The 11371-nt window shown below is 69.3% G+C and carries 12 protein-coding genes; all 12 read right to left on the reverse strand.

Going from position 1 to position 11371, the window contains the following annotated elements; all coding sequences use genetic code 11:
* Position 1 precedes the first annotated feature (1 nt).
* On the reverse strand, positions 2-478 hold the full coding sequence (locus VGJ14_11065) for an aromatic-ring-hydroxylating dioxygenase subunit beta (protein HEY2832954.1): 477 nt from the start codon (positions 476-478) through the stop codon (positions 2-4).
* Positions 478-1680 (reverse strand): aromatic ring-hydroxylating dioxygenase subunit alpha, encoded by a 1203-nt coding sequence (locus tag VGJ14_11070; GenBank protein HEY2832955.1) that lies wholly within the window; start codon positions 1678-1680, stop codon positions 478-480. The genes VGJ14_11065 and VGJ14_11070 overlap by 1 nt, the downstream gene beginning before the upstream one ends.
* Before the next feature lie 59 nt (positions 1681-1739).
* Positions 1740-2936 (reverse strand): acetyl-CoA acetyltransferase, encoded by a 1197-nt coding sequence (locus VGJ14_11075; GenBank protein HEY2832956.1) that lies wholly within the window; start codon positions 2934-2936, stop codon positions 1740-1742.
* Complete coding sequence (locus VGJ14_11080) at positions 2926-4290, reverse strand: OB-fold domain-containing protein (GenBank protein HEY2832957.1); 1365 nt, start codon at positions 4288-4290, stop codon at positions 2926-2928. Before VGJ14_11080 ends, VGJ14_11075 begins: the two co-directional genes overlap by 11 nt.
* 175 nt (positions 4291-4465) lie before the next feature.
* Positions 4466-5188, reverse strand: a complete 723-nt coding sequence (locus tag VGJ14_11085; protein HEY2832958.1) for an SDR family oxidoreductase — start codon at positions 5186-5188, stop codon at positions 4466-4468.
* A gap of 80 nt (positions 5189-5268) precedes the next feature.
* Positions 5269-6060 carry an enoyl-CoA hydratase-related protein gene (locus VGJ14_11090; protein HEY2832959.1) on the reverse strand — a complete coding sequence of 264 codons (792 nt, stop codon included), beginning with the start codon at positions 6058-6060 and terminating at the stop codon, positions 5269-5271.
* Positions 6057-6824, reverse strand: coding sequence for an enoyl-CoA hydratase/isomerase family protein (locus VGJ14_11095; GenBank protein HEY2832960.1), 768 nt, complete (start codon positions 6822-6824; stop codon positions 6057-6059). Before VGJ14_11095 ends, VGJ14_11090 begins: the two co-directional genes overlap by 4 nt.
* A 2-nt stretch (positions 6825-6826) precedes the next feature.
* Positions 6827-7282 carry a MaoC family dehydratase gene (locus tag VGJ14_11100; protein HEY2832961.1) on the reverse strand — a complete coding sequence of 152 codons (456 nt, stop codon included), beginning with the start codon at positions 7280-7282 and terminating at the stop codon, positions 6827-6829.
* Positions 7283-7285: 3 nt separating this feature from the next.
* Entirely contained in the window at positions 7286-8545 is a 1260-nt protein-coding gene (locus tag VGJ14_11105; protein HEY2832962.1) for a cytochrome P450, read from the reverse strand.
* Positions 8546-8610: 65 nt separating this feature from the next.
* Entirely contained in the window at positions 8611-9285 is a 675-nt protein-coding gene (locus VGJ14_11110; protein ID HEY2832963.1) for a helix-turn-helix domain-containing protein, read from the reverse strand.
* A 34-nt stretch (positions 9286-9319) separates the two neighbouring features.
* Positions 9320-10837 carry an ABC transporter substrate-binding protein gene (locus tag VGJ14_11115; protein ID HEY2832964.1) on the reverse strand — a complete coding sequence of 506 codons (1518 nt, stop codon included), beginning with the start codon at positions 10835-10837 and terminating at the stop codon, positions 9320-9322.
* A gap of 35 nt (positions 10838-10872) precedes the next feature.
* Positions 10873-11371 (reverse strand): hypothetical protein (locus VGJ14_11120; GenBank protein ID HEY2832965.1); only part of this gene is annotated, 499 nt, incomplete at its 5' end.

The following is an 11371-nucleotide window of genomic DNA, read 5'->3' on the forward strand; positions in this document are numbered from 1 at the left end:
GTCAGAGCAGGATGCTCAGCGTGTTCAACGGGTGCTCCCGGTCCACCAGGGTGACCTTCTTGAACGACATGCGCACGTCGTCGGCCACCCGGCGCAGCCGGTACTCATAACGCCCGGCCCACATCGTGGTGCGGTCGTCGCGGGATTCCACGACCAAGGCGGTCGCGCCGATCACCGTGTCGCCCTCGTGCTCACCGAGCAGTTCCACGTTGCTGATCAGTCGGCAGACACTGGACTTCGGGTTCTGCGAGTGCCGTTTGCCGGACTTCAGCTGGCGTACCCGGGTGCCGATGCGCGAGCGATTGTCGAACAGCACCGAGACATTGTTCGCCGGGTCGGTCGCGGAGTCCCCACCGGCCGGTACCCAGTAGATGGCGTCCTCGGTCCACAGCTCCTCCCACGAGTCGTAGTCGTGGGTGTCGGCCAACCGTGCCTCGCGGTAGAGGAAGGCCTCGGCCTCGATCAGGGTGAGCGGCATCAGTGATCCATCAGGGTCATGTAGTGGCGCCAGATCGCGCGCAGCGTGGTCTCGTCGGTGTTGTTGCTGACCGTGAAGCCCTCCGCGTCGGTGTGTTCGCGGTTCAGCCCACGGGCGATCAGCACCCATTCCGGGTTGCGCGCGGCCACGCCGCGCTGGTTGCGCTCGTACATCTCCGAGTCATCGGCGAGCAGGAAGCCGGCCGGGCCGACCGAGCCGATGGTCTGCTGCAGCACGCGGCGATTGAGGTCGGCCGCGTCCTTGAACTGCATGCAGGTGACGTGCTGCACGGTCTGGTCCACGGCCAGCGGTTGGATCTGGAACAGCTGGATCTCCGCGATGAACAGGCTCGGGAAGATCATCACGTGCGGGGAGCCGTCGATCATGATCTCCTCGGCGGCCTTGCCGTAGGAGTCGCGCATCGCCTGCACGTAGTTCGGCACCTTCTCCGCGGTGGTGCCGAACCAACCCATGGGTTCGGCGATGCGGCGGAACTCCGGGCGCAGGTCGTTCTCCGTGTGCCCGTTGCCGAGGTCCCGGCACAGCGCGGTGGAGTTCTCGCTGTACAGCGCGCCGATGCCGCTGGTGGCCACGGAGAAGATGGAGGAGTGCACGAACTGCGGGTGGTAGCCGTCGGTCTCGTTCTCCAGCAGCATCTTCCAGTTGGCCTTGACCCGGTGCTTGAGCCAGCCCGCGGTCAGCTGCACCTCACCGGCCGGCGAGATACGCGCCAGCCGGTCGAGGCACTCGGTGGCGGCACCCAGATGTTCTCTCAGTGACGGGCCATCAGGAGCGAACGAGCCGAACACGAAACCTTGATAGGACTCCACCCGCGGCACCCGGCCGAGGGTGATGTTGCTCTTGTCCAACACCCCGTCGTAGCCTTGCTTGTACGGGAAACCGAGCAGGTCGCCGTTGTTCGCATAGGTCCAGCCGTGGTACTGACAGCGGAAGGCCAGCGTGTTGCCCTTCGGCGCCTCGCAGACCAGGTTGCCGCGATGGGCGCAGCGGTTCTGCAGCAGGTGGATGCTGCCGTCCTTGGCCCGGGTCATGATCACCGACTGCGGGCCGATGCTCTTCACCACGTAGTCGTTGGGCTCCGGGACCTCGCTTTCGTGTCCGACGAAAACCCAGGTGGAGTAGAAGATCCGCTCCATCTCATCGGCGAAGATGGCCGGGTCGGTGTAGATCGACCCGTGCACCCGATCCGGGCGGACGAGCTCTGCGTATCTCGATGTCTCTGTGCGAGATCCGACGGGGGTCATGCTGCACTCAATTCCTTGCCGACGATCGACACGAAGGACACGCACGCCCCGGGGCGTCCGCCGAGGTTGTGGGTCAGACCCAGGGTGGGGTTGTCCAGCTGCCGCTCGCCCGCCTCACCGCGGAGTTGCAGCCAGCACTCGAACAACATGCGCAGCCCGGAGGCACCCACCGGGTGCCCGAAGGACTTCAGCCCGCCGTCGGGGTTGACCGGCAGCCGGCCGTCGAGGTCGAAAGCCCCGTCCAGCACATGCTTCCAGGCCTCCCCGCGCGGGGAGAACCCGAGGTCCTCCATCAACACGATCTCGGTGGGGGTGAAGCAGTCGTGCACCTCGGCCAGGCTGAGCTGGGAGGCCGCGTCGGTGATGCCGGCCTGCGCGTAGGCATCCGCGGCGCTGGCCACCACCTCGGGGAAGGTGGTGTAGTCATACCCGGGGTCGACCGGGCCGGAGCCGGGGCCGGCGATCAGCGACAGGCCCTTCACGAACATCGGGCGGTCGGTGTAGCGGTGGGCGTCCTCGGCGCGCACGATGACCGCCGCGGCGGCGCCGTCGGAGACCCCGGAGCAGTCGAAGACACCCAGCCGCCCGGCGATCAGCGGGGAGCCCGCGATCTTCTCCTTGGGTACCGCCTTGCGGAACTGCGCGCGGGGGTTGCGCGCCCCGTTGACGTGGTTCTTCCACGCGACGTGGGTCATTGCCTCGCGCATCGCGGCCGGGTCGACGCCGTACTTGGCGCAGTAGGCCGGGTCCAACAGGGAGAACGCCGCGGGCGCGGTGGAGGTGAGTTCGGCCGAGGTGCCGTCCGAGGCCATGGCCGGGCGGACCAGCCCGGAGTAGCCGCTGTCCTTCAGCTTCTCCACCCCGACCGCCATCGCGGTGTCGTAGGCACCGCAGGCCACCGCGTAACAGGCGTTGCGGAAGGCCTCGGACCCGGTGGCGCAGAAGTTCTCCACCCGGGAGACCGGCTTGTTGTCGATGGCCAGCGGACGGGACAGGGTGAGCCCGGACAGCCCCGAGGTCATGGTGCCCAGCCAGTAGGCGTCGATCTCCTCCGGCGTCAGCGCATCCCCGGACAGGCACTCGGTGACCGCGTCCACCAACAGGTCGTCGACCGAGCGGTCCCAGTGCTCACCGAAGGTGGTGCAGCCCATCGCCACCACGGCAACGCGGTCCCGGATCCCTCTACTGGCCATCGGATTCCTCCATCAGGCGGGCCTTCCAGAAGTAGTTGTGCACCCCGTCGGCGGTGTACAGGCGACGGAAGGTCAGCCGTACCCGGCGGCCGATGGCCACCTCGTCTGCTCGGGCGTCGGCCAGCTCCAGCAGGCTGCGGCCACCGCCGTCGAAGTCGACCACCGCATTGATCATCGGCGGGGACGGGGAGAAGGCCAGCCGGTCGACGGTGTAGGTGGCCACCGTGCCGACCGCGTCGGCCAGCGACGTCTTCGTCATCTGACCCACCGTCCGACAGGATGCGCAGACCCGGGCCGGCGGCAGGTGCACGAACCCGCACTTGTCGCAGCGGCTGCCGACGAAGGCGAACTTCCAACCGGCGTTGCGTGCCGCGGGCGGACCGGCCGGACGCTCCGGCTCGGGCCGACGGGGTAGCTCGCGCTCCAGGAAGCCGCGCCAGGTCAGGTACGTGGCATACGGAATGGCTCGGCCGGCCTCCAGTTGTGCGCGCACGCCGGCTCGGGTGCTGCCCACCCGGTCGGTGGTCCGCCACACGGTCGCGTCCGCGCCGTCCACCGCGCTGATGGTGAGGATGGTCTGGCCGGGGGTGGCGCGGTCCAACACGTCGGCCAGCCGCAGCCCCAGGTCGGCGGCCCCGGCGTGGCCGAGCGGGAGAACGTCCTGCGCGCCGTACTTCGAGGCCAGCGTGGCCGCGGTGCGCGCGTGCGGGGAGGAGACCACGACGTGGTCGGCGGCGGTGATGCCCGCCTCACCCAGCGCGCGGGCGACGGCCTCGGCGACCAGCGGGGTGTACATCTCCAGCCCGAAGCGCTCTTCCCACTGACGACTCGTCAGATCACCGGGCGCGCGCCAGCGGTCCAAGAACTCGGCGGTGAGACTCGCCGCGGCCACCGGCACGGCCAGCGCGTCCGCAACGGGCCCGAATCGGAACGCCGCGCCGCCGTCGGCACCCTCGCGTTCATCGGCCGAACCGGGCATCCCGACCCGGACGTCGGCGAACACCGCGAGCCCGCCCCCGGCCGCGGCCGCACGCAACGCACCGGTGCCCGAGCGCGAGGAACCGGCCAGGTCGACCGCGAAGCCGTCCTCGCCCGCGCCCACCGCGGCGTGCACCGCGGCGGCGTTGGTCTTCTCCGCGTACGGCGGGGAGGTGGTGGCGAACCAGAGCGGGCCGATCGGGCCTTCGGCGATCGGCCGCGCGGCCGCCACGCCCATGGTGGTGGCGTCCTCGTCGAACCCGGCGACGACCCGCGACCCCTTCGGCGATCCTGTGCCCAGGGTGGCCGCGAGGTCGGCGAACTCCAGCCGGTGCACCGGCAGGTAGGCGCCGTATCCGACGATGCCCTGAGTCACGCCCGCTCCTCGGTCAGTCTGCTCGGACAGTGTGTCCAGACAGAACGTTACCAAACGGCTGAGGGGAACGCCAACGTGTGCAGCGCGCCCGTTCCCACCACCTCTCATGGCGTGTGGGGGTATCAGGACGCCTTGATGGCCCGACACGCCATGAGAGGACGTGGGATTGGCGGCGTCAGCAGCCGATGCCCATGCCGCCGGAGACGCCGAGGACCTCACCGGTGATGTAGGACGCGGACTCCGAGCAGAGGAAGGCGACGGCGGCGGCGACCTCGTCGGGCGTGCCGAGCCGATGCAGTTCGGTCGCGCCGATCATCGCCTGCACCATGGCATCGCCGCGGTCGCCGAGCGCGCGCACCTTGTCCAGCAGCGGGGTCTCGATCGGGCCGGGGCAGACGGTGTTCACGGTGATCTGGAACCGCGCGCTCTCTCGGGCGATGGACCGGCCGAACGCGATCACCCCGCCCTTGGTCGCCGCGTACACCGCGTTGCCCTTGGAGCCCAGCCGGCCGGCCTCCGAGGCCACGTTGACGATGCGCCCGTATTTGGCGCGTTGCATCGCGGGCAGCACGGCCCGGGTGCAGGCGAACACGCCCTCCAGGTTCACCGCCAGCAACCGCCGCCAGTCCTCCGGCTGCACGTCGGTGAACCAGGAGAACTCGTCGTACCCGGCGTTGTTCACCAGGATCGCAGCGTTGGACTCGCCGAGCACGTCGAGCACCTGCTCGGCGTCGGCCACATCCAGCACCACCGCGCGACCACCGACCGCCTCGGCCACGACGTGCGCCGGTTCGGCATCGCGGTCCACCACCCACACCGACGCCCCGGTCTTGGCCAGCGCCGCGCAGATCGCCGCACCGATCCCCCGCCCGCCGCCGGTGACCACCGCGACGCTCATCGATGCACCTCGTCCCTCGGTGCGCCGATGAGGCACGACCGACCTGTGCTTGTTGATGAGCTCGCAAGCTCACTCATGTCTCAGCGCCCCTCGAAGCGCGGCGCGCGCCGTTCGATCACCGCGGCCAAACCCTCGCGCGCATCGTAGGTACCAGATAGCTCGGAGACCGTGCGCGACTCGTCGGGCAGCGCGGTCTCCACGCTGCGCCCGACGCCGTCCCAGAGCAGCCGCTTGGCCGCGCCCAGGGCCAGCGGCGCGCCGGCGGCCAACTGTTCGGCCAGGGCGAACGCTTCGTCCAGCAACGTCGTGTCGTCGACCACCCGGTTCACCAGGCCGATGGCCTTGGCCTGCTCAGCGTCCAACGTGGGGTTGGTCAGCACCAGTTCCATCGCGGTGCGGATGCCGACGATGCGGGACAGCGTCACCGACACCCCGGCGTCGGGTGCCATGCCGGCCCGGGTGGCTCCGGGCAGGAACTTGGCCGAGCGCCCGGCCACCACTAGATCGGCGGCGCACACCAACCCGAACCCGCCGCCGCCGGCCGCGTACCCGTGCACCGCGGCGATCACCGGGGCGCGCAGGTGCATCAGGCCGGAGGCCACCATCTGCAGCCAGGTGGTGGCCTCGCGCAGGTAGTCCGGCAACGCCTCGCCCTTGGACGCGAAGTCCTTCACATCCCCGCCGGTGCAGAAGTTCGGCCCGGCGCCGGACAGCACCAGTGCGCGCAGCCCCGGTTCGCCGTGACAACGCATCACCTGGTCGTGCAGCTCGCGCAAGAACGCATTGCTCATCGCGTTGGACGCAGCCGGCCGGTTCAACAACAGGTGCCCGACCCCGTCCTTGCGCAGCTCGAGCAGCACCTGGTCGGTCATGGGTTGTCCTTCTTCCGGGTGGAGAACGACTCGGCCGCGGCGGCCCCGCCGGAGCCGAGGAGGTGATCGAGGACGGCGGACAGTTCCGCGTCCAACGCCGCGGGCAACGGCAGGGCCAGGCCCTCGCGGATCAACCGCTTGCTTGCCGCGCGAGCGGCCCGCGATCCCTTGGTCAGTCGGCGCACCAATGCGGCCGCCGCCTCGTCCAGGTCGACGTCCGGCACCACCCGGTAGAGCAGTCCCCACTCACAGGCCTGACGGGCCGTCAGGGTGTCGCCGGTGAGTACCAACGCCGTGGCGCGGGCCTGACCGATCAGCCGCGGCAACAAGGCCGTGCCGCCGCCACCGGGGATCTGCCCGAAGCGCGCGTGGATGTCGGCCAGCGTCGCGGACTCGGCGGCGATGGCCACGTCCACCGCCTGGATGAGTTCGAAGCCGCCGGCCACCGCGTGACCCTCGACCACCGCGACCACCGGCACCTCGGCTGCGGCGATCGCCGCCGTGGCATCACGGAACGCGGTGAACAGTTCGGCCAGCGCGGCGCGACCCGCCTCGCGCAACGCCATGAGCTCTTCGAAATCCCCGCCCGCACAGAACGTCCCGCCCGCGCCGCGGATCACAATCACCGACACCCGCGGCGCCAACGCCCGCACCCCGGCGCCCAGTTCCCGCGCCAGGTTCAGCGAGATCGCATTGCGGGACGCCGGGCGGTTCAGCGTGAGCCGGCCGACGTTGCCGTCGACCTCAACCTCGACGTCCGGCACGGTCAGCGCACGTACCGGACGATGGCCTCCAGTACGCAGGCCGGCTTGGCCGCGCCACGCATCTCCAACGTGCCCGCGAGTACCGCCTGGACGGTGGCGGCGTCCAGCGCCTCGACGCCGGCCAGCGTGAGGTGCAACCGGACCGCGGAGTTGACCGGCACCGGCGCGGGATAGCGCACCTTGTTCAGCCCGTAGTTGATGCCCATCGAGATCCCGTTGACCGTGTAGATCTCACCCATCAGCAGCGGGAACAACGACAGCGTCAGCAACCCGTGCGCGATGGTGGTCTTGAACGGACCGTCCGCCGCGCGCACCGGATCGATGTGGATCCACTGCCGGTCCCCGGTCGCCTCGGCGAAGGCGTCGATCTGTGCCTGATCCACCGTCAGCCACTCCGACGTGCCGAGGTTCTGCCCGGCGGCGGCGGCGAAGGTGTCGAGATCATCGAAGATGCGCATCGGTCAACCCAGATTCAGTCGGTACGGCAGCCGCTTGACCGCGGACATGAAGTTGCCGACCAGGTAATCCGGCTCACCGACCTCGAACTCCGGCACCCGGGTCAACAGCTCGCCCCAGATGCTACGCAGCTGGGCGCGGGCCAGCATGGTGCCCAGGCAAAAGTGCGGACCACCGCCGCCGAACCCGACGTGCGGGTTCTCCTCGCGCCGCACGTCGAACTGCCACGGGTTGGCGAACGCCGCCTCGTCGCGGTTGCCGGATTGGTAGAACAGCCCGATCCAATCGCCCTCGGAGATCTGCGCTCCGCGGAACTCCACGTCACGGGTTGCCGTGCGCCGGAAGGTCATCACCGGGGTGGCCCAGCGGATCATCTCCTCCACCGCGGTGCCGATGCGCCCGTCGAAGTCCTCCATCAGGACCTTGCGCTGCTCGGGGAACTCGGTGAACGCCCGCGCGGTGTGCGAGATCGTGTTGCGGGTGGTGTCGTTGCCGGCCACCGCCAGCAGGATGAAGTAGGCCGCGATCTCCTCGTCGTTCATCGTGCGGCCGTCGACCTCGGCCTGCACCAGCGCGGTCATCAGGTCATCGCGCGGGTCGCAGCGGCGGGCCTCGGCGATCTCCAGCGCTATGCGCAGCAGGTTCAGCGTGGAGTTCATCAGCAGCTCCTCGGGGAGCAACTCGCCGCGCACCTCCTCATCGGCCCAGGAGGTCAGGCCATCGACGCTCTCGGTGGCCTCGCCCCGGTAGTCCTCGTCGACGCCCATCATCTCGAAGATGGTCATCATCGGCAGCCGCCGGGACACCGCGGCCACCAGGTCGCCCTCGGGGTGCTGGACCAGGTCGTCGACGATGCGCTCGGCCTGATTGGCGATCTGCCCCTCGATCTGCGCCACCCGCCGCGGGGTGAAGGCGCTGGAACACAGCCGGCGCAGCTGCAGGTGCCGTGGGGAGTCCATGGCCAGGAACGAGCTGACCGTCTCCAGGATCGCCACCGGGACGTCCTCCAGCGTGATGCCCTCGCCGGAACAGAAGGTCTCCGGATCGGTGCTGATCGCGCGGATGTCCTCGTTGCGCACGATGGCCCAGAAGCCTCCGACGCCTTCCTCCGGCGGCATCATCGAGCCCTCGGCCGGCGGGTGATAGCTGACCGGCCGCTCGGCGCGCAGGATGCGCAGCGACTCGTCCCGCTCCCGCGGCGTGCCCGACCAGAAACTCAGCGGGGAGAGGGAGACCGGGTCGAAGTCCGGCTTGGCGTGGCCCATGAGTCCGGGTCCTCTCGGAAAGGCACTCGTACACTGTGCTCGGACACTGTGTCCAGACAGGAACGTTAGCCTGTCCACGCGCCGTTCGGCAAGCGAGTGATGCCCCCGACCACCAGGTCCGTCATCTCCTTGGTCACCACCTCGGCCGGCGGGCGGCGGGTGACCCCGGCGAAGAACCAGTCGTCCAGCACGGCCATCGCCATCACCATGCCGAAGGTCGCGCGCACCGAGATCGTCGGATCACCGGACAGCCCGCGGCCGGCCATCTCTCGGCGGGTGAACTTTTCCAGCCGCCGGATCGGCCGGGCGAAGGCGTCGGTGATCGGCAGGCCGTCCGGGTCGGCCTCGTCCTCGAAGTTGTGCGCGGTGATCAGCGCGACCACCAGCTCACGGTGTTCCCGCATCAGCGCGTGCAGCGAGGTGATCCAGGCGCCGGTGAGCTCGTAGGTGGTCATGGTGTTGGACTCGTGGGTGGCTTCCCAATCGTCCACAAAGCCTTCGATGATGCCGCGGAACGGATCGACCACCGCCGCTCGGAACAACCCCGCTTTGTTGCCGAAATGGCGGAAGATCAAGGCTTCGCGCACCCCGGCCTGCTCGGCGATCTCTCGGGTGCTCGCCCCCGCGTAGCCGCGGGTGGCGAACAAGGTCCGGGCGCTGTCCAGCAACAGCCCGCGCACGACCGCAGACGGTCGACGCACCCGGATCGGCGGTGCAACTTCCTCCTTGGCGACAGTCACCGTGCTCCGTTCCTAGCAACGTTCTGAATGGTGCTCAGAAACCCGTCGGCAGACCCTTGAAGCACTCGTACTTACTGCCCTTGGGAGATCCGTACCCCTTCTCGGTAATGGTCAACGAGAAGTAGCAGTCGTTCTGCGTGGCGGGCACGCCCTTGTTGAACTTCAACGGCGGCGCCAACCCGTTCAACGTGTCTCCGTCGACCTTCCACAGCCCGTCGAGCACCATCTGCGTGGTGATCGGGCCGTTTCGGGCCTGCTCGTACACGTTGGCGATCGCGGCCTCGAACAACTTGCCGGAGGTCCAGGCGTTGATCGAGTCCTCGTCCACCTGCGAGCCCGGCGCGTAGGTGTTGTACGCGGCCTGGAACTCCTTGGTCCCCGGTGTGTCCGACGCGGTGAACGGGGCATCGCCGGTACCCAAGTACACGCCCTGGGCACGCAGGTTCGGGTCCTCGGCCGCGGTGGCGGACACCGCCAGTGCTGCGGTGGCCACCGGCGGGCTGTAGTTCAGTGCCCGGCACGAGCGGGACAGGCGCCCGCTTCCGGCGCCCTCCAGGGAGTAGAACACCACCTCGGCCTTGGCGCTCTTCATTGCCTGACACTCGGCGGTGTAGTCCGGATTGGTGATCGAGGAGACCTTGCGCAGCACGGTTTTCAGGCCGGACTGCGCGGCCATCGCCTCGAAATTCTTGTTGATGGTGCCGCAGATCGACGCCTCGACGCAGTAAATCAAGCCGGCGGTGGTGGCCTTTACCGAATGCGCCGCCTCCCGGATGCCACCGGTGTAGGCGGCCAGCGCGGACCCTCCCTGCGGGAACATCCACGGGTCGTTGAACCAGGCCGGTTCGATCAGGTCCCCGCCCACAAAGGGAATCTTGTTCTTGTCCGCGAAGGTCTGCCCGGCCGGGAATGTGGTCGGAATACCGGCCGCGATGATCGCGACGACGTGGTGACTGCGCACCAGTTCGGTGAGGTTGGAGGTGACCCGGGCGGGGTCGGCCCCGTCGTCCATCTGGTACATCTCCACCGGGTGGCACTGCACCCCGCCGTGGGTGTTCACAAAGCGCACCCACAGCGCCAGACCGGTGCGCAGGTTCGCGGTGGACGCACCGATGATGCCGGACGTCGGGGCAGTCTGACCCAGCGGCACCGGGGCCAGCGTCGCCTTGCAGGGCGAGTTCGGTCCGGTGGCAACGGCGGCCACGGGTTCGCCTGCCGCAGCGGCACCCTGCACCTTGGCCGTCTTCGGGGTCTTGCCGGTGGCGGCGACGGTGGTGCCGGCCGCCGGTGCACCGGCGGCGACCGTACCGCCCGCCGTTGGAACTGATGGTGCCTGCGCTGCGGCGGGTGCGGCAGCGGGCTGCCCACCCAGCAGGCTGTCCGCGCCGGCCGGAGTGGCGCCGACGCCCGCGCTGTCCCGGGTGACCGCGCTACGGGCGGAGCCGTCGGCCGCGTCGATCCGCGCGTCGGAGACACGCGTACCGCAGCCGGCCATCGGCAACGCAACCACCAACGCCAACCAGGCCCAGCGGCCTCGACGGGAAACTGCCATCTTGATCCCGGTCCTCTCGGGGGAACTGCTCACGTTCATGGCGTGGGTACCGGCGCGTGCGCGGCGCGGTGCCGGTGGTGGAAGTCCTCCAGGCGCACCGACGCGGGGCCTGTGCGTCGTTCGGTGAAGCGCGCCGCGGTGGTGGCGAACCATCGCTCATAGGCGCCCTGCGAGCCGATCGCCGCGAGGATCGCGGCCGCACCGAAGAACATCTGCAGAACCTGGAAGAAGTCCGGGTCGGTGATGTAGTTCGGCACCACAAAGAGCAGCAACGGCGCGACCACGGCGGCGGCCACGGTGCGCCGTCCGGAGATGGCCAGTACAGCCAGCACGATCAGCGACTGCACGAAGAAGTAGCTGTCGCTCTTCACCGCGCCGAACATCGAGGCGTACAGGGCGCCGCTGATCCCGGCCATGAAGCCGGCGATGCAGAACACCAGCACGCGGGAGACGTTCACCGCCAGACCCAACGTGGACAGCGCCACCGGCGCATCGGCCATGCCGCGGAGCAGTCGGCCGAGGCGGGAGCGTTCG

The organism is Sporichthyaceae bacterium (assembly GCA_036493475.1).
Lineage (GTDB): Bacteria > Actinomycetota > Actinomycetes > Sporichthyales > Sporichthyaceae > DASQPJ01.